Source organism: Rhodococcus sp. 1168, from assembly GCF_002091955.1.
Taxonomy (GTDB): Bacteria; Actinomycetota; Actinomycetes; order Mycobacteriales; family Mycobacteriaceae; genus Rhodococcoides.
The window spans coordinates 66,633-85,004 of record NZ_MKKY01000091.1 but is presented as its reverse complement, the minus strand read 5'-3'; the positions used below and the strand labels follow the sequence as shown (position 1 = coordinate 85,004).

At 63.0% G+C, this 18,372-nt stretch carries 20 protein-coding genes; 17 read left to right on the top strand and 3 right to left on the bottom strand.

Features of this window, described 5'->3' with window-relative positions; genetic code table 11:
* Positions 1 to 100: 100 nt before the first annotated feature.
* From hisD to hisI, 10 genes are all read left to right on the top strand, one after another.
* A complete protein-coding gene (gene hisD / locus BJI47_RS21175) occupies positions 101 to 1,441 on the top strand; it encodes a histidinol dehydrogenase (protein ID WP_088945572.1) in 1,341 nt (446 codons plus the stop codon).
* Positions 1,438 to 2,583 carry a histidinol-phosphate transaminase gene (locus BJI47_RS21170; RefSeq protein WP_088945571.1) on the top strand — a complete coding sequence of 382 codons (1,146 nt, stop codon included), beginning with the start codon at positions 1,438 to 1,440 and terminating at the stop codon, positions 2,581 to 2,583. Before hisD ends, BJI47_RS21170 begins: the two co-directional genes overlap by 4 nt.
* Entirely contained in the window at positions 2,580 to 3,200 is a 621-nt protein-coding gene (gene hisB / locus BJI47_RS21165; RefSeq protein WP_084346562.1) for an imidazoleglycerol-phosphate dehydratase HisB, read from the top strand. Before BJI47_RS21170 ends, hisB begins: the two co-directional genes overlap by 4 nt.
* A 46-nt stretch (positions 3,201 to 3,246) precedes the next feature.
* On the top strand, positions 3,247 to 4,371 hold the full coding sequence (locus BJI47_RS21160) for an MFS transporter (RefSeq protein WP_088945570.1): 1,125 nt from the start codon (positions 3,247 to 3,249) through the stop codon (positions 4,369 to 4,371).
* Positions 4,368 to 4,997: an imidazole glycerol phosphate synthase subunit HisH gene (gene hisH / locus BJI47_RS21155; RefSeq protein ID WP_084346561.1), complete on the top strand. Its 630-nt coding sequence runs from the start codon at positions 4,368 to 4,370 to the stop codon at positions 4,995 to 4,997. Before BJI47_RS21160 ends, hisH begins: the two co-directional genes overlap by 4 nt.
* Positions 4,994 to 5,215, top strand: coding sequence for a hypothetical protein (locus BJI47_RS21150; protein ID WP_084346560.1), 222 nt, complete (start codon positions 4,994 to 4,996; stop codon positions 5,213 to 5,215). The genes hisH and BJI47_RS21150 overlap by 4 nt, the downstream gene beginning before the upstream one ends.
* 74 nt (positions 5,216 to 5,289) lie before the next feature.
* Positions 5,290 to 6,024 carry a bifunctional 1-(5-phosphoribosyl)-5-((5-phosphoribosylamino)methylideneamino)imidazole-4-carboxamide isomerase/phosphoribosylanthranilate isomerase PriA gene (gene priA, locus BJI47_RS21145; RefSeq protein ID WP_088945569.1) on the top strand — a complete coding sequence of 245 codons (735 nt, stop codon included), beginning with the start codon at positions 5,290 to 5,292 and terminating at the stop codon, positions 6,022 to 6,024.
* A 4-nt stretch (positions 6,025 to 6,028) separates the two neighbouring features.
* Positions 6,029 to 6,859 carry an inositol monophosphatase family protein gene (locus tag BJI47_RS21140; protein WP_088945568.1) on the top strand — a complete coding sequence of 277 codons (831 nt, stop codon included), beginning with the start codon at positions 6,029 to 6,031 and terminating at the stop codon, positions 6,857 to 6,859.
* Positions 6,856 to 7,629: an imidazole glycerol phosphate synthase subunit HisF gene (gene hisF, locus BJI47_RS21135; protein WP_088945567.1), complete on the top strand. Its 774-nt coding sequence runs from the start codon at positions 6,856 to 6,858 to the stop codon at positions 7,627 to 7,629. Before BJI47_RS21140 ends, hisF begins: the two co-directional genes overlap by 4 nt.
* A 15-nt stretch (positions 7,630 to 7,644) precedes the next feature.
* Entirely contained in the window at positions 7,645 to 7,983 is a 339-nt protein-coding gene (gene hisI, locus BJI47_RS21130; RefSeq protein WP_084346556.1) for a phosphoribosyl-AMP cyclohydrolase, read from the top strand.
* Positions 7,984 to 8,018: 35 nt separating this feature from the next.
* On the opposite strand, the gene BJI47_RS21125 is transcribed toward hisI, so the two are convergent.
* Both BJI47_RS21125 and BJI47_RS21120 read right to left on the bottom strand, forming a co-directional pair.
* Entirely contained in the window at positions 8,019 to 8,516 is a 498-nt protein-coding gene (locus BJI47_RS21125; protein WP_088945873.1) for a MarR family winged helix-turn-helix transcriptional regulator, read from the bottom strand.
* 134 nt (positions 8,517 to 8,650) lie between these two features.
* The gene (locus BJI47_RS21120) at positions 8,651 to 9,115 is read right to left on the bottom strand and encodes a peroxiredoxin (RefSeq protein WP_088945566.1); all 465 of its coding nucleotides are present in this window, start codon (positions 9,113 to 9,115) and stop codon (positions 8,651 to 8,653) included.
* A gap of 55 nt (positions 9,116 to 9,170) precedes the next feature.
* Here BJI47_RS21120 and BJI47_RS21115 point away from each other — a divergent pair, with 55 nt between their 5' ends.
* From BJI47_RS21115 to BJI47_RS21085, 7 genes are all read left to right on the top strand, one after another.
* Positions 9,171 to 10,742: an anthranilate synthase component I gene (locus tag BJI47_RS21115; protein WP_088945565.1), complete on the top strand. Its 1,572-nt coding sequence runs from the start codon at positions 9,171 to 9,173 to the stop codon at positions 10,740 to 10,742.
* A gap of 104 nt (positions 10,743 to 10,846) precedes the next feature.
* On the top strand, positions 10,847 to 11,470 hold the full coding sequence (locus tag BJI47_RS21110; protein WP_254900762.1) for a TIGR02234 family membrane protein: 624 nt from the start codon (positions 10,847 to 10,849) through the stop codon (positions 11,468 to 11,470).
* An 82-nt stretch (positions 11,471 to 11,552) separates the two neighbouring features.
* On the top strand, positions 11,553 to 12,362 hold the full coding sequence (trpC, locus tag BJI47_RS21105) for an indole-3-glycerol phosphate synthase TrpC (RefSeq protein ID WP_088945871.1): 810 nt from the start codon (positions 11,553 to 11,555) through the stop codon (positions 12,360 to 12,362).
* A gap of 100 nt (positions 12,363 to 12,462) precedes the next feature.
* Complete coding sequence (gene trpB / locus BJI47_RS21100) at positions 12,463 to 13,776, top strand: tryptophan synthase subunit beta (protein WP_088945564.1); 1,314 nt, start codon at positions 12,463 to 12,465, stop codon at positions 13,774 to 13,776.
* On the top strand, positions 13,773 to 14,576 hold the full coding sequence (gene trpA / locus BJI47_RS21095; protein WP_088945563.1) for a tryptophan synthase subunit alpha: 804 nt from the start codon (positions 13,773 to 13,775) through the stop codon (positions 14,574 to 14,576). Before trpB ends, trpA begins: the two co-directional genes overlap by 4 nt.
* Complete coding sequence (gene lgt / locus BJI47_RS21090) at positions 14,573 to 15,592, top strand: prolipoprotein diacylglyceryl transferase (RefSeq protein WP_254900727.1); 1,020 nt, start codon at positions 14,573 to 14,575, stop codon at positions 15,590 to 15,592. The genes trpA and lgt overlap by 4 nt, the downstream gene beginning before the upstream one ends.
* 176 nt (positions 15,593 to 15,768) lie before the next feature.
* Positions 15,769 to 16,623, top strand: coding sequence for a TM2 domain-containing protein (locus tag BJI47_RS21085; protein WP_088945870.1), 855 nt, complete (start codon positions 15,769 to 15,771; stop codon positions 16,621 to 16,623).
* Between the two features lie 92 nt (positions 16,624 to 16,715).
* Here the strand turns inward: BJI47_RS21085 and BJI47_RS21080 are convergent, their stop codons facing one another.
* Positions 16,716 to 17,990 (bottom strand): APC family permease, encoded by a 1,275-nt coding sequence (locus BJI47_RS21080; RefSeq protein WP_088945562.1) that lies wholly within the window; start codon positions 17,988 to 17,990, stop codon positions 16,716 to 16,718.
* Positions 17,991 to 18,372: the final 382 nt, after the last annotated feature.

Below are 18,372 nucleotides of genomic sequence, written 5' to 3'. Positions count from 1 at the left end.
AAGCAGTAGTCGAGCGCCGGACGTGAAGTAGTAGCCGAATCCGGGGGAACTATCCTGGAGGTTCGCAACCGAAATCTTTCGACCCTCGAAGGGAAACATTATGTCTGCCCGCATCGAGCTCGCTCGCGTGGATCTGCGCGGTCGAACTCCATCCACTGCCGAACTACGCGGCGCACTCCCACGAGGTGGAGTGGATGTCGATGCTGTTCTGCATCAGGTGCGCCCTGTCGTGGAGGCAGTTCGCGATCGTGGCGCCGACGCCGCACTCGACTACTCCGAGCAGTTCGACGGAGTCCGCCCGGACCTGGTTCGCGTCCCTGCTCAGGCACTCGTCGACGCTCTTGCCGAGTTGGACCCCGCAGTGCGCGATGCACTCGAAGTCGCCATCGCACGGACACGATTGGTGCATGCCGAACAACGGCGCATTGACACCACCACCACGGTGGTCCCCGGTGGAACGGTCACCGAGAGGTGGATCCCGGTCGACCGCGTCGGACTCTATGTTCCCGGCGGCAACGCCGTATATCCCTCCTCGGTCGTCATGAACGTCGTTCCCGCTCAGACCGCGGGCGTCGGTTCCTTGGTCGTGGCATCCCCACCGCAGGCCGCGTTCGGCGGATTGCCGCACCCGACCATTCTGGCCGCCGCGCAACTGCTCGGCGTCGAGGAAGTATGGGCAGTCGGCGGCGGGCAAGGTATCGCGTTGCTCACCTATGGCGGCACAGACACCGACGGTACGGAACTGGCACCGGTGGACTTGATCACCGGACCCGGCAACATCTACGTCACTGCAGCCAAGCGGCTGTGTCGGGGACTCGTCGGAATCGATGCCGAGGCCGGCCCCACCGAAATCGCAATTCTGGCCGACGATTCCGCTGACCCGAAACACGTCGCCGCCGACATGATCAGCCAAGCCGAGCACGACGTCATGGCGGCGAGTGTGCTCGTCACCACGAGTCCGGAGCTCGCCGACGCCGTCGATGCAGCTCTGGAGGCACAGCTCGCGTTCACCAAGCACGCCGAGCGCGTGGCGACAGCACTGTCCGGCCAGCAGTCCGGAACGATCCTCGTCGACGACATCGAACAAGGCCTTGCCGTCGTGAATGCGTATGCGGCCGAGCACCTGGAGATTCAGACGAACGATGCCGCTGCTGTCGCTGCGAAGGTGCGCAGTGCGGGCGCTGTATTCGTCGGTGCCTGGTCTCCGGTCAGTCTGGGTGACTACTGCGCGGGCTCGAATCACGTGCTCCCGACGGCGGGTTGTGCCCGTCACTCGTCCGGACTCAGTGTTCAGACGTTCCTGCGTGGAGTCCACGTCGTCGACTACTCGGAAGCGGCGTTGAAGGATGTGGCGGGTCATGTGATCGCGCTTGCCAATGCCGAGGACCTCCCAGCGCACGGTGAGGCAGTCCGGCTTCGTTTCGAAGGGTTGTCCTCGTGAGCGCTGTCGCTGGGCAGTCGATCACCGTCGACGATCTGCCGTTGCGGGCCAGCTTGCGCGGACAGTCGGCGTACGGCGCGCCGCAGCTGAACGTACCGGTGCAGCTCAATACCAACGAGAATCCGTATCCGCCTACCCAGGCCCTGGTGGACGATGTAGCCGAGTCGGTCCGTGCTGCGGCTGCTCAGCTGCACCGGTACCCGGATCGCGACGCCGTCGCCCTGCGTACGGCACTGGCCGAGTACCTGACCTCGCAAACCGGGATTGCGGTGGACACTACCAATGTCTGGGCTGCGAACGGGTCCAACGAGATCCTTCAACAGCTTCTGCAGGCATTCGGCGGGCCGGGGCGAACATCGCTCGGCTTCGTGCCGTCGTATTCGATGCACCCGATCCTCGCGTCCGGAACTCAGACCGATTGGGTCGAGGCGAATCGGCGAGAGGACTTCTCGCTCGATATCGACTACGCGGTCAGTGTGATCGGCGACCGTAAGCCCGATGTCGTCTTCGTGACGAGCCCCAACAATCCGACCGGGCACAGCATCGGCGAAGCGGATCTACGACGGATACTGGACGCTGCGAACGGCATCGTCATCGTCGACGAGGCGTATGCGGAGTTCTCGGCATTGCCAAGTGCGCTGGGTCTGATCGGGGACTATCCGAGCAAGCTCGTGGTCAGTCGGACCATGAGCAAGGCCTTCGCTTTTGCTGGTGGCAGACTCGGCTATCTTGCTGCAGCGCCGGCCGTGGTGGAGGCAATGTTGTTGGTGCGCTTGCCTTATCACCTTTCTGTCATCACCCAGGCCGCGGCGTTGGCTGCTCTTCGGCATGCAGCGGAAACTCTCGGAAGTGTTGCGCGCCTGTCGGCCGAACGCGATCGGGTCATGGCCTCGCTGACCGACATGGGATACGACGTCATTCCCAGTGACGCCAATTTCGTTCTCTTCGGCCGGTTTGCCGACTCAGCGGCGACGTGGCAGCGCTATCTCGACGACGGGGTGCTGATCAGGGACGTCGGCATCGCCGGGTATCTGCGCACCACGATCGGCCTCGACGCCGAAAACGATCGATTCCTCGAGGTGAGTGCGAGACTCGCACGCACCGAACTGCAGACCGAACAAGAAGTGGAGTCCATCAGATGACCACGGCGCCCAGGATCGCGCGTATCGAACGCGCGACGAAAGAGTCCGATATTTCGGTCGAGCTGAATCTCGACGGCACCGGTGTCGTCGACATCTCCACTGGGGTGCCGTTCTTCGACCACATGCTCACTGCCCTCGGCACACACGCCCGGTTCGACCTCACGGTGCACGCCAAAGGTGACATCGAGATCGAAGCCCATCACACCGTCGAGGACACCGCGATCGTGCTCGGCCAGGCACTCGGTCAGGCGTTGGGTGACAAAGCGGGGATCACCAGATTCGGTGATGCGTTCATTCCGATGGATGAGACCCTCGCACATGCGTCCGTGGATGTTTCCGGCCGGCCGTATTGCGTGCACACCGGAGAGCCCGACTACATGGTCCATTCGATCATCGGCGGCTATCCCGGAGTTCCCTACGCGACGGTGATCAATCGTCACGTCTTCGAGTCGTTGGCGATGAACGCCCGCATCGCGCTGCACGTGCGTGTGTTGTACGGGCGCGATCAGCATCACATCACCGAGGCCGAGTTCAAGGCGGTGGCCCGCGCGTTGCGTGAAGCAGTCGAGTATGACCCGAGGATGACTGGAATTCCATCCACCAAGGGCACTTTGTGATGTCGGTTTGAGTTCGTTGTTCGCCATCCGCGGGCTTCCCGCAGCGATGGTCATGGGCGCTGCGGCGTTCGGCGGATTCGGTCTTCTTCTGCCCGTGGTTCCACTGGCGATTTCCGAAAACGGCGGGTCGGACGCGTTGGCAGGCGCAAGCACTGCAATTTTCATGGCCACCACCGTCGCTACGCAACTGTTGGTTCCTCGCCTTCTGCGACGCTTCGGCCATCGACTCGTCCTCGCTGCCGGTTGCGCATTGTTGGGTTTGCCTGCGATCGTGTTCGCCGTGTCCGTCGCTGCGGGACCCGCGTTGGCTATTTCTGCCGTGCGCGGTGTCGGCTTCGGCATGCTCACGGTGGCGGGTGCGGCCTTGGTCGCCGAGCTTGCTCCGGCGGCGCAGTTGGGTCGAGCAACAGGAGCCCAAGGAATCGCTATCGCGTTCTCGCAGATGGTGACCCTCCCCGTAGGTCTTGCTGTCTTCTCCGTTGCCCCGACGCTCGTGTACGTCCTCGGGGCGCTGGTCCCGATGCTGGGGTTGATCGGGATCGCATTTCTACCTCGAATTCGTCCGGTGCCTCGGTCGAGAAAGCCTCATGCCGAAATTCGAACCAGCAGAGTGCAGTTCGTTATCCCGTGCCTCGCCATCGCAGCGGCGTCGGCGTCGTTCGGGGGACTGACGACTCTGTTGCCGATCGCAGAATCCGAGCGCGCTTCGTTGATCGGTATCGCGCTTTCGGTTGTCAGCGGGGCGATGCTCGTCGGTCGTTACGGGGCAGGTTGGATCGCCGATCGGATCGGAATCGGCCGGTCGCTTGCACCCGCTTTGGTGGGAGTTGCGGTGGGCGTGGCGGTCTTCGCCTTCGCGGTGTCGGGCAGTACTCCCGGTGCGGTGTTTCTCATCGCCGCCGTCGTATTCGGTGTCGGATACGGAGCCACCCAGAACGACAGTTTGGTGATGGTGTTCAGCGCGGCCGGGCCGGAGCGGTACAGCCAAGCCAGCGCCGCCTGGAACATCGGTTTCGATGCCGGCACCGGCGCCGGTGCAATGGCTCTGGGGCTCATCGTCGGAACGGCCGGGTACACCGCCGGGTTCGGGATGGCCGCAACCGTGGCTGCGATCATGGCGGTAGCGGTGGCGATATCGGCTCGACGAGCGACCGATAGACTCGCGGCATGAAATCTGTGGTGTTGCTCGACTACGGCTCGGGCAATCTGCACTCCGCGAAACGCGCGCTGGATCGAGTCGGTGCGGACGTCACCGTTACTGCAGACCCGAAGGCTGCGCTTGCGTGCGATGGCCTCGTCGTTCCCGGGGTGGGTGCGTTCGCTGCGTGCATGGAAGGTCTGCTGGCGGTCAAGGGTGATCGAATCATCGGTCAACGGTTGGCCGGTGGGCGCCCGGTACTCGGTATCTGCGTCGGAATGCAGATCATGTTCGAACGGGGTGTCGAATTCGGGATCGAGGCGGCAGGCTGTGGTGAGTGGCCTGGCACCGTCGACCGGCTTGCGGCGCCGGTTTTACCTCACATGGGCTGGAATACCGTCCGCGCTCCCGAGAAGAGTGTTTTGTTCGACGGTATCGATGCCGAGACTCGCTTCTACTTCGTTCACTCGTACGCGGCGCAGCGGTGGGAGCTCGAGCCGTCGGAGGTCTTGGCAGCACCGATGCTGACCTGGGCCGACCATGGTGGCGACTTTCTCGCCGCGGTCGAGAACGGGCCGTTGTCGGCCACTCAGTTCCATCCTGAGAAGTCCGGGGACGCAGGGGCTGCCCTGTTGAAGAACTGGGTCGATTCGCTATGAGAAAGCGCGATCGCGAATTCTCGTTCGGGCGTCTCGCGATCGCGTCTCTCGGCAGTGCCACACTGATGTTGGTGATCACTACAGTGGTCATTGCGCTGCTTCGCCCGGGCCCGGGATGGGGTCTGCTCATCGTGGCGATCGGCATCACGGCAGCCATCACGGCGATGGGCGTCGTCTCGACACGGATGACGCGGCGCGGGCTCGGCCCCGACGAATGAGGGTCCCCAGCACGACGGGGGCTGGTCCGCCCCGACGTTCGGGTGAGGCAGACGGACCGGTAGTATAACCGCACGTGAGCCTGGTCCTATTGCCTGCTGTAGATGTCGCAGGCGGCGAAGCTGTCCGTCTCGTTCAGGGAGAGGCGGGGAGTGAAACGAAGTATGGATCCCCGCGGGATGCCGCCCTTGCGTGGCAGAGGGACGGTGCCGAATGGGTGCATCTCGTCGATCTCGATGCAGCCTTCGGTCGTGGTTCCAACCGCGAATTGCTCGCGGACGTCGTCGGTGAGCTGGACGTCAAGGTGGAATTGTCCGGAGGTATCCGCGACGACGAGTCATTGCGAGCTGCCCTCGCCACTGGTTGCGCACGGGTGAACCTCGGCACTGCGGCACTCGAGGATCCTGAGTGGTGCTCGCGTGCCATCGGCGAGTTCGGCGATCGTGTTGCGGTCGGTCTCGATGTGCTCATCGTCGACGGCGCGAACCGGTTGCGCGGCCGTGGTTGGGTCAGTGACGGCGGTGACCTGTGGGAGGTTCTCGAGCGGCTCGAGCGCGACGGATGTTCGCGGTACGTCGTTACCGATGTGACCAAAGACGGAACGTTGACCGGCCCGAACCTCGAACTCTTGAGCCAGGTGTGCGCGAAGACCGACGCACCCGTCATTGCCTCTGGTGGCGTGTCGACCATCGATGATCTTCGCGCTATCGCGGGCTTGTTCGGCGTCGGTGTCGAGGGCTCGATTGTCGGAAAAGCTTTGTACGCAGGACGTTTCACACTGCCGGACGCCCTCGCGGCAGTATCCGGATAGCAGGATGAGCCTCCCTCTGGACCCGCAGCGACTGCTGAGCATCGCAAGCGGATTGCTCGACGGCACACACGATCGGTTCGTCGCCGGTGTCGGTGCCCCCAGCGCCATCCAGAAGGGGCCCGATGATTTTGCCACGGCCGTCGATCTCGAGTTGGAACGACGGCTGAGTGCAGAGCTGTTCGAGCAGACCGGGATTCCGGTTCACGGCGAAGAGTTCGGTGGTCCAGACCTGAACGAAGGCCCGGTCTGGGTCCTCGATCCGATCGACGGCACGTTCAACTACTCGGCCGGACTGCCCTCTGCCGGAACGTTGTTGGCACTTCTCGACGACGGTGTGCCGGTGCTCGGCCTGACGTGGTTGCCGCTGATTCAGCAGCGTTTCACCGCTACCGTAGGTGGGCCGATCCATCTCAACGGCGTTGCTGTACCGCGTCTCGAGGAGCGATCGCTCAGGGACTCGATGATCGGCTTCGGCGCGTTCAACATCGCGAGCCGGGGACGGACGCCCGGGCTGTACCGGGTCCGGATTCTCGAAGAGCTCTCCCGGGTGTCCTCTCGCATCCGAATGCACGGAGCCACCGGAATCGACTTGGCGTACACCGCCAGTGGGGTGCTCGGCGGGTGCGTCGTGTTCGGCCATCAGGCTTGGGACAACGCTGCAGGCGCGCTGCTCGTCGAGGCAGCCGGGGGCGTGGTTACCGACCTGGCCGGCGAACCGTGGACCATCGAGTCGAAGTCGGTCGTAGCGGCGTCGCCGGGTGCGCACGAAGAACTGTTGAACGTGATCAGTGCATTGGGAGATCCAGCTGACTTTCTCGAAGGGCGTGTTCGATGACCGTGGCCGTGCGTGTGATTCCGTGTCTGGACGTCGACGCCGGACGCGTCGTCAAAGGTGTGAACTTCGAGAATCTCCGTGATGCCGGTGATCCGGTGGCGCTCGCCGCCGCATACGACGCCCAGGGAGCCGACGAACTCACATTCTTGGACGTGACGGCATCCACGTCGGATCGAGGAACGATGCTCGACGTCGTCAGTCGAACAGCCGAGCAGGTGTTCATCCCGCTCACCGTCGGTGGCGGTGTGCGGACCGTGGACGACGTGGATCGTTTGCTGCGCGCGGGAGCAGACAAGGTCAGTGTCAACACCGCAGCTATTGCGCGTCCGGAATTGCTACGCGAGTTGAGCGAGCGATTCGGATCGCAGTGCATCGTGCTCTCGGTGGATGCCCGAACCGTTCCCGACGGACAACCGGCGACAGCGTCGGGCTGGGAGGTCACCACGCATGGTGGAAAGCGTGGGACCGGGATCGATGCGATCGAATGGGCAACGCGCGGTGCGGAACTCGGAGTCGGTGAGATTCTGCTCAATTCGATGGATGCCGACGGCACGAAGGCCGGCTTCGACCTGCCGATGATTGCTGCTGTTCGCGCAGCCGTACACGTCCCGGTCATTGCGAGTGGGGGAGCAGGCGCGGTGGAGCACTTTTCACCGGCGGTCACGGCAGGTGCAGACGCGGTTCTCGCAGCCAGCGTTTTTCACTTCGGTGATCTGACGATCGGTCAGGTCAAAGCCGCAATGCGCGGCGACGGCATCGTTGTTCGCTGAAAGGTATAACGAAAGATGACTCTCGACCCGGCAATCGCAGCCCGTCTCAAGCGAAACGAGGCGGGCCTGTTCAGCGCGGTCGCCCAGGAACGCAGCACGGGCAGTGTGCTCATGGTGGCGTGGATGGACGACGAGGCGCTCGCACGCACCCTCGAGACCCGCAAAGGTACGTACTACTCCCGCTCACGTGAGCAGTACTGGGTCAAGGGGGAGACGTCGGGACATACGCAGTACGTGCACGAGGTGCGTCTCGATTGCGACGGCGATACCGTCCTGTTGGTGGTCGATCAGGAGGGTGCCGCCTGCCATACCGGCGATCACACGTGCTTCGACTCGGACGTGTTACTGAGCTGACTGCTGCCGGGCTGACGTGTTACTGGGCCGGCTACTCAGGCTTTGCCTGTTCCTTCGGAAATGCCTTTGTCGAGTTGCCGGAGCATGAGGTCGCTGAGTGCGGCTAGTCGGGCGACTTCGGAGTCGCCGAGTCCTTCGAACAGCAATGCTTGAACTGTGGCCACGTGAGCGGGCGCGGATTCGACGACCTTGTCCATGCCGCTGTCGGTGAGCACTGCGTACGAACCTCTGCTGCCGGCGATGGTCTCGCGACGCACCCAGCCCACCTTCTCGAGTTTGGTGACCACGTGCGAGAGGCGGGACAGGGAAGCGTTGGCGAACTTGGCCAGATCGCGTAGCTGAATGCGCCGATCCGGATGTTCGGAGAGTACGGACAATACGAAGTAGTCGAAGTGAGTGAGCCCCGAATCTCGCTGCAGCTGAGTATCGAGGGCGGCAGGGAGCCGAGTCAGGAGCGCTACCAGCGATCGCCATGCAGTTTGCTGATCGTCGGTGAGCCAACGAGGTTCGGCGCCTTCTGCCGTCACGTTCATCGACCTGTCCATCGCGGGGAGCCCTTCCTTCGAACACGAGCACTCGTCGAGTCAGTCTGTCACTCTTCGTAGGAATAGAACGTCTCCGCCACGGTTCTTCGATGCCTCAGGCCTACTTCTTCGATGCCTCAGGCCTACTTCTTCGATCTGGCCCGTAGGAACTCGAGGGCATGGTCGGCATGCGCTCCGAACCGAAATTCGCTCGAAAAGACCTCGAGCAGGTTGCGGTCGGTGTCGATGATGAAAGTGGACCGCTTGACTGGGGACAGCTTGCCGAGAAGTCCGCGCTTGACACCGAATTGTGTTGTGATGGAACCGTCTTCGTCGGAAAGAAGTGGGTAGTCGAAAGATTTCACATCGGCGAATTCTGCCTGCTTGGCGACGGTGTCGTCGCTGATTCCGGCTCGTGAAGCACCGACCTCGGCAAATTCGGCTGCGAGATCGCGGAAATGGCATGCCTCCGCCGTGCATCCGGGAGTCATTGCGCCTGGGTAGAAGAACAGCACCAGTGGACCGTCCTGCAGCAGGGTATCGAGCGAACGGGGCGTGCCGCTCTGGTCCGGAAGGGTGAAGCCGAGGACTTTGTCACCTGGTTTCATGCGCGGAGGCTACCGTGCGGCGAGAGTCGTGTGCAGCACCTGAGAAGATGGGGGCATGCATGGCGAGACCACGACACTGCCCGGTGCTCACGACGGCGTCGACAGGGGGGCGACGACCAGTCGAGCGGAATTCCGAGCACTTGCCGCCGAACATCGCGTCGTTCCGGTAGTGCGTAAGGTTCTCGCCGATTCCGAAACACCTCTGTCGGCCTACCGCAAGCTCGGCGGTGATCGTCCGGGCACGTTTCTGTTGGAGTCGGCGGAGAACGGTCGTTCGTGGTCGCGCTGGTCGTTCATCGGTGCAGGCACGCCTGCGGCGTTGACCGTCGAAGACGGGGAAGCAGTGTGGCGTGGCAACGTCCCCGCCGGCATCCCGTCGGGTGGTGACCCTTTGGAGGTCCTGGGCAGGACGCTCGAACTGCTCCGTTCCGAACGCTTGCCGGACCTGCCGCCGCTTACCGGTGGCATGGTGGGGTACCTCGGGTACGACGCGGTCCGCCGGATCGAACGACTCCCCGAGTATGCCCAGGACGATCTGCACGTACCCGAGATGGTCATGTTGCTGGCGACCGATATCGCCGCGGTCGATCACCACGAAGGTGCGATCACGCTCATCGCCAACGCGGTCAACTGGGACGGCACCGTCGACCGCGTCGACGAAGCGTACGACGACGCGATCGCCCGGCTGGACCGGATGTGTGCGGATCTGGCAGCGCCCGCCTCGTCCACGGTGTCGACCATGGCACGCCCGAAACCCGAGTATCGGCGGCAGCGCACGTCCGAGGGCTTCGGCAAAGATGTGCATAGGCTCGTCGAGGAGATCGAGGCCGGCGAAGCCTTTCAGGTGGTGTTGTCACAACGTTTCGAAATGGATACCGACGCGGCTCCCATCGACGTCTATCGCATGTTGCGCGCCTCGAACCCGAGTCCTTACATGTATTTGATGCACGTACCCGGTGCCGACGGTGAAACTGCGTTCTCGATCGTGGGTTCGAGCCCGGAGGCACTGGTGACCGTCGTAGACGGTTTGGCGACGACACATCCGATCGCGGGTACCAGGTGGCGCGGCGACTCCGAGGAGGAGGACGTTCTGCTCGAGAAGGATCTGCTGGCGGACGAGAAGGAGAACGCCGAGCACCTGATGCTCGTCGATCTGGGACGAAACGACCTCGGCCGAGTCTGCACGCCGGGCACTGTGCGGGTCAGCGAGTATCGACATATCGAGCGCTACAGCCACGTCATGCACCTCGTATCGACCGTTGCAGGTCGCCTCGCGGATGGTAAGCAAGCACTGGACGCGGTCAAGGCATGCTTCCCGGCGGGCACGCTGTCGGGTGCTCCCAAAGTTCGGGCCATGGAATTGATCGACGAATTGGAGCCGACCAGACGGGGCGTCTACGGGGGCATCGTGGGGTATCTCGACTTCTCTGGTGATGCCGACACTGCTATCGCAATTCGCACCGCGCTCATCAAGGATGGGACGGCGTACGTGCAGGCGGGTGCTGGTGTCGTGGCAGATTCGGTCGCCGAGTACGAGGACACCGAGGCCAAGAACAAGGCGATGGCGGTACTCGGTGCCGTTGCGGCCGCGCAGTCGCTCCGCCCGGTCGGAGGTACAGACCGGTGAGCGCGGAGTCGACACCAGGCAAGGCGAAATCGGACCCGTCGAGTGTGAATCCCATTGATTCGGACGCGCCGTCGGCGAAGGGAGGTCGGTCCCGCTCGGGCGCGGTGGCCGTTGTTCTCCTACTAATCGGTGCAGCCTGCCTCTGGGGAAGCTCGAGGATGACTTGGGTGCACGTCACTTCGTTCGATGGACTGGGGGAGGAACGATCGACGGATCTTCTCGGTAGCGCGTGGGCTGCGGCATCCACACCGCTTGCACTCGCGCTTCTGGCGGCCGTCGCAGCTTCCTTCGCGGTCAAGGGGATTGCATCGAGAGTCCTCGCAATTTTCGTTCTGCTCGTTGCCGTCGGCGCGGGCCTGCCTGCACTGGAATCTCTGTTCGGCGAAGTTTCGAATACCAAGGCGGCCAGCATTGCCGAACTCCCGGCACGTGCGGAGGTGACCTCGACGGTTGCGTTCGCCTTGCCCGCTGTCCTTGCGTTGATCGGCGCAGTGAGCGCCTTGTTCGCGGCCGTTGCGCTGTTTCGGAAACCGACCACGCGGAAGGTATTGTCCTCGAAGTACGACGCCCCAGCCAGTCGCCGCGAGGAAGTCGCTCGTCGGGCCAAGTCGGCGGCGGACGGCACCGGGGCAAAAGGGGAGGGAGAAGACTTGACCGAACGAATGCTGTGGGACGCACTCGACGCGGGCGAGGACCCTACCGACGAGTCCGGCACCCGGAATCAGTGACACAGAAACCGCCCACTACGCTGGTGACGACCTCGATGAGTTTCCTCACATCAGGTCACCGATGGAAAGGACTCGGGTCACCATGACTGTTCTCGATTCGATTCTGGACGGTGTTCGCGCCGATGTCGCAGCACGTGAATCGGTCGTCGATTTCGCTGCTGTGAAGGCTGCCGCTCTGAAAGCGCCTGCACCGCTCGATGCGACCGCGGCACTGCACGAGGACGGAATCGGCGTTATCGCCGAGGTCAAGCGTGCGAGCCCGTCGAAGGGTGCATTGGCCGACATAGGGGACCCGGCCGTGTTGGCCCAGGCATACGAGCTGGGCGGGGCAAGAATCATCAGCGTCCTCACCGAGGAACGCAGGTTCAACGGTTCGCTTGCCGACCTCGACGCCGTGCGCAGAGCAGTGAGCATTCCGGTGCTGCGCAAGGACTTCATCGTGGGGCCGTATCAAATTCACGAGGCGCGTGCACATGGAGCAGACGTCATTTTGTTGATCGTCGCAGCGCTGGAGCAGCAGGCTCTCGCATCGCTGCTCGATCGGACCGAGTCGCTCGGTATGACAGCACTGGTCGAGGTACACACCGAAGCCGAAGCCGATCGGGCTCTCGAGGCGGGCGCCACAATCATCGGAATCAACGCCCGCAACCTCAAGACCCTCGAGATCGACCGAGACAGCTTCGGCCGAATCGCTCCCGGTCTGCCCAGCGAAATCATTCGAGTCGCCGAGTCCGGCGTTCGTGGAACGGCAGATCTTCTCGCCTACGCAGGGGCGGGTGCCGACGCTGTGCTCGTGGGCGAGGGACTCGTCACCAGTGGTGATCCGCGTACTGCCGTATCCGATCTGGTGACCGCAGGAACGCATCCGTCCTGCCCTAAGCCTGCGCGCTGATTCACGACCTACCGGCGCTTGTTTGCGCCGGTTCGTCGTGTATGGCAGGTAATAAAACCCCGAATTTCGGTCGTAGCGGTCGCTGGGGCAGACTGGACGGGTGACCAGCCACCTTCAGAGCCCCCGTTTCAAGGGCGGCGATCTACCCGAGAGCAGCCTCGGGTTGACCGACCGCAGCAAACACGACCCCGATATCGGCGGGCACTTCGGTGTATACGGTGGGCGGTACGTTCCAGAGGCCCTCATGGGCGTAATCGAAGAAGTCACTGTCGAATACGACAAGGTGCGCAGTGACGAGGAATTCCTAGCAGAGCTGGATCGACTCCAGCGCGATTACACTGGGCGACCCTCCCCGGTGTTCGAGGCTACTCGGTTGTCCGAGCATGCCGGCGGCGCAAGGATTCTGCTCAAGCGAGAAGACCTGAACCACACTGGTTCTCACAAGATCAACAATGTCCTCGGCCAGGTGCTGCTCGCCAAGCGAATGGGCAAAACGAGGGTCATCGCGGAAACCGGAGCAGGGCAACACGGTGTCGCGACGGCCACGGCATGTGCACTGCTGGGCCTGGACTGCGTCGTGTACATGGGTGAGGTCGACACCGAACGTCAAGCTCTCAACGTTGCACGAATGCGGTTGCTCGGATCTTCCGTGGTGGCTGTCACCTCAGGGTCGCGGACATTGAAGGATGCGATCAACGAGGCCCTGCGCGACTGGGTCGCGCATGCGGACGATACGTATTACTGCTTCGGAACCGTGGCCGGCCCGCACCCGTTTCCAACCATGGTCCGCGATTTCCAGCGGATCATCGGACTCGAAGCGCGCCAGCAGGTTCAAGCGTCGACCGGACGCCTTCCCGACGCCATTGCAGCCTGTGTCGGCGGCGGTTCGAACGCTATCGGCATCTTTCATGCGTTCATCGACGACCCGTCTGTTCGGCTCGTCGGATTCGAAGCTGCCGGAGACGGCGTCGACACCGGTAGGCACGCGGCCACCATCAGTGGCGGCTCCCCAGGCACCCTGCACGGGACGTATTCCTACCTTCTGCAGGACGAAGACGGCCAGACGACCGAATCGCATTCGATTTCAGCGGGATTGGACTACCCGGGCGTCGGTCCGGAACACTCCTACCTGCACGACATCGGACGTGCCGAGTATCGGGGTATCACCGATACCGAGGCGATGGATGCTTTCCGGCTGCTGTGCAGGACCGAGGGCATCATTCCAGCGATCGAGTCCGCGCATGCGATCGCGGGCGCGCTGAAGCTGGGACGAGAACTCGGCAAGGACAAGATCGTGCTGGTCAATCTCTCCGGGCGCGGCGACAAAGACGTAGATACCGCGGCCGAATGGTTCGGTCTGGTGGACGCAGACGGTGAAGCGCACGTAGACGGCGAAAAGGGTGACCCCGCATGACCGAACGACCTTCCAAGCTCGGCGCCACGTTCAGAGCGTGCAAAGACGAGAATCGGGCCGCACTGATCGGCTACCTCCCGGCGGGATTCCCGACGGTGGAGAAGTCGATCGAAGTCTTCGAGACCATGGTGTCTTCAGGCTGTGACATCGTCGAGGTCGGCATTCCGTACTCCGACCCCGTCATGGACGGGCCCACTATCCAGGCGGCGGCAGATACCGCACTCCGTGCTGGTGCCCGGGTGCGTGATGTGTTCACGGTCGTCGAAAGAGTCTCCGCGAGTGGCGGTAAAGCCATCGTGATGACCTACTGGAATCTTGTGATGCGCTACGGCATCGACGCGTTCGCCCGGGATCTCGCAAGTGCAGGTGGACTCGGCATCATCACTCCCGATCTGATCCCTGACGAAGCCGACGAGTGGATCGCCGCTTCGGATGCACACGATCTCGATCGCATCTTTCTCGTTGCACCGTCCTCGACCGAAGAGCGATTGGCCAGCACGGTGAAGGCCAGCCGTGGATTCGTCTACGCCGCGTCGACCATGGGTGTCACCGGGGCTCGTGATGTTGTCAGCTCGTCCGCACCTGAACTGACCGCCCGGATCCGCAAGCATTCCGACATCCCGGTGGGAGTCGGTCTCGGTGTGCGATCGGGTGCGCAGGCCGCCGAGATCGCACGGTACGCCGATGCAGTCATCGTCGGTTCGGCGCTGGTGTCCGCAGTGGACAAGGGCCTGGATGCCGTCGCGGCTCTGACCAGTGAACTCGCCGAGGGCGTCCGTTCGGCTAACGTAGCCCTGTGACTTCTGTCGTAGGATCCTCGGTTGCAGTTCTGGCGTACATTCCCAGTCCGCCGCAAGGTGTTTGGTACATCGGGCCGATAGCGCTGCGTGCATACGCGCTCTTCATCATCGTCGGGATCGTGGTCGCCGTCGTCTGGGGTGATCGCCGGTGGGTGGCCAGGGGCGGCACCAAGGGCACCGTGCTCGACGTTGCAGTCTGGGCGGTGCCGTTCGGCCTGCTCGGTGGCCGGATTTACCACGTCATCACTGATTGGAGTACCTACTTCGGGCCGGGCGGTGATCCGGTTCGCGCGCTCAAGGTGTGGGAAGGCGGACTCGGAATCTGGGGTGCAGTTCTTCTCGGAGGGGTCGGCGCCTGGATCGCCTGTCGTCGTCGCGGAATCCCGTTGCCTGCGTTCGGCGATGCAGTCGGACCACCGATCCTGCTCGCCCAGGCGATCGGCCGTATCGGTAACTACTTCAACCAGGAACTGTACGGACGAGAGACCACGCGAGCCTGGGGCCTCGAGATCTTCGAACGCGTCGACTCAGCCGGCCGCCTCGATCCTCTGACAGGGGTATCGAACGGTGTGATCGAAAAAGTCGTTCACCCGACGTTCCTGTACGAACTCCTGTGGAGCCTCGCCATCGTTGTGCTGTTGGTGATCGTCGACCGTCGATACGCTATCGGCCACGGGCGCTTGTTTGCTCTGTACGTCGCCGGATACTGCGCTGGCAGGTTCTGGGTCGAACTACTTCGCGACGACTACGCCACCCACATCGCGGGAATTCGAGTCAATACCTTCACCTCGGCCATCGTGTTCGTTCTGGCGGTCCTCTACTTCGTACTGGCGAAGAAGGGCCGCGAAGATCCGGCAAGCCTCGAGTCCAAGGACCACACGAGCGCCTCTGCTCAAACGGAAAAGACCGAGTCGGAAAAGACAGAGTCGAACGAGTCCGAGGCGATGGAGCTTGAAGAGTCCGAAAAGGACCCTGCCCCGAGGTCCGGTCATGAGAAGGATTCCCCCGGCAAGTGAGGCCGGCGAACCAAAGCTGTTCGGCGGGCGCCGACAGCCGAAGGACCTTACGGTATGGACGTGGCAGGCTGTGCGGGCTGCCATCTTTTTCGAGCAAGGAGTAGCCGGTGAGCGAGCCCGACAACAAGCCCGAGGGTGGATCCTCCGACAAAGGATCCAACAATGAGACGGAACGAATCGAGTCGGAACGAATCGACACGGAACGAATCGAGACGCCCCCCGATTTCGGCACGCCGTTCGACTACGACGCGACGGCCGAAGCGTCGTTGTCCGAGCAGCCGGGAACGTCGGAGACCGGACCGGTCACCGGCGCAGTCGGATCGGGATCGGGATCGGGCCCTGGATGGGCCGTGCACTCGGGTATCGGCAATGGTCCCGGGTGGGGCGAGTCTCCGAGCTACCCACCTCCCACCGCCCCCGACTCCGCCTCCCCCTCCGACAATGGGCCGGATTCCGGCGTCAGCTTCGACAAGCCGACTACGGCACCGTCGTACGGCGACACCTCGCCCGATCAAAACTTCAGTGCATCTTCTTACGGCCAAGCCGGCCCGGTGTACGGGGCGCCCGATCCTGGCTACCCGCAGCCGAACCCCAACGATCAGTCTTACGGCCAGTACCAGGGTGGCGGTTACGGTCCACCACCTTCGGGCCCGCCACCTGGGGGATTTCCACCACCTGCCGGATACCAACCGCAACCGGGATATCCACCGCCCGGATACCAGTCGCAACCTGCATACGGGGGCTATCCGGGAGCACCGTACGGAGTCGATCCCATGGCGCCGTACGGTAGGCATCCTGTCACCGGGGAGCCGTTCTCGGACAGGTCCAAACTGACGGCGGGTTTGCTCGGAATCCTTCTTGGTGCTTTCGGCGCCGGACGCTTCTACCTCAATCAGCCGGGCATGGCGGTCGCGCAGATCGCAGTCACGTGGTTGACCTGCGGAATCGGCGGGATCTGGCCGCTGATCGACGGGATCATGATGCTCACCGGAAGCGTGCGAGATCAGCACGGCCGGCCTCTGCGGGACTGACTCCTCAACGACCCGGTCCGTTGTCGGCCTCAGAAGACGACGGCCCTCTCGACGTTGTGAAGACTGGTGCGCTGACCGCGACGTCGATGCAGTCAGTCACTCGAAGGTGGGGCGCTGATGTCGAACCTGTGTGTCCGCACGGTGCGGTAGATGATCCCGACGATCAGGACCAACACTCCGGTAGCTATCGCGGCGAGAGGAAGAGTGACGACCAGGACACTACATCCGGCGATCCCGAGAAGCTGCACGATCCTTGGATAGCGTCGATTCTCTGGTTTTTGTGTCAAGGCGCTGAGGTTTGCAATCAAGTAGTACAGCAGCACACCGAACGATGAAAAACCGATGGCACTGCGCAGGTCGACTGTTACGACCAGGATGCTGACCACTACCGCGAGGGCGATCTCGGCGTGATGGGGAACCCCGTACCTAGGGTGCACCGCGGCAAAGAACCTGGGCAAGTCTCGGTGGCGGGCCATTGCCAGCGACGTGCGCCCCACACCGGCGATCAGAGCCAAGAGTGCGCCCAGCGCGGCTGTGGCGGCACCGACTCGCACCAGCGGAATTGCCCACGATTGGCCGCTGGCGGTAACCAACTCGACCAGAGGTGCTGTCGATGTAGCCAGCTTCTCCGGTCCGATGACCAGAAGGACAGTGACCGCTACTATCGCGTAGATGGCCAGTATGATCGATAGCGCGGTCACGATGGCTCGAGGAATGGTGCGTTTCGGTTCGGTCACTTCCTCGCCCATGGTCGCGATGCGAGCGTAACCGGCAAACGCGAAGAACAGCAGCCCGGCCGACTGCAGAATCCCGTACAGACCCTGCCCAAACAGATTGCTGCCGAACGATGTTGGCGCAAACTTTGGCCCAGTGAGTCCGATGAAGACGGTCACCGCAAGCACGACCAGTACGACTATCACGATGATCTTCGTCAATCCGGCAGTGCGGGTGACCCCGAAGTAGTTGACCGCCGCCAGTGTCAGGATCGCAGCAACCGCAACAGGTTTGGCGTAGACGGGTGGCGCGGCATACGTGGCGAATGTCAGCGCCATCGCAGCACAACTAGCGGTCTTGCCGATCACGAAGCTCCACCCGGCCAGGAAACCCGCCCAATGGCTGAGCTGTTGGCGGCCGTAGATGTAGCTGCCACCCGAGGTTGGGTATTGGGCGGCGAGTTGCGCAGATGATGTGGCATTGCAGACGGCGACGACTGCCGCGATCGCCAACCCGATGAGCAGACCGGCACCAGCCGCAGCTGCGGCTGGTGCGAACGAGGCAAAGATTCCTGCGCCGATCATCGACCCGAGACCGATCGCAACGGCGTCGGTGAGGCCGAGTGTGCGGGGGAGAGTTGGTTGACCGGTCATGATTCCTCAGCTCCGCTTGGGCAATACGCAGTTCCGAAGACGCTCACGGAACAAAGCGCACCGACGCTGTGAAAAGCAACTATCGCGAGGGATTGTACCTGCATGTAGTTCGTGCTCAGGTCCAGCAATCGAGCGACTCGGAGGTGATGCGCGTAGCCGTGCGTGTAAACGAAGACGGTCACCTACGTCCCTGGTCCGATCGAAGGGGCGCTGACTGGGTAGCTTCACGTCTGCAGGCGATCAGGTCATCGCGGGATCGACCCAGGCACCGCGCGGCGCAGGGTTCGCACACCACCGACGACCGTCGGTTGCGTTGAGGGAGGGGCGCGTCGCGGCGCTGCCGCTCCCCGTGTTCTGAACCGATGCAGGTGCTCTGAGCACG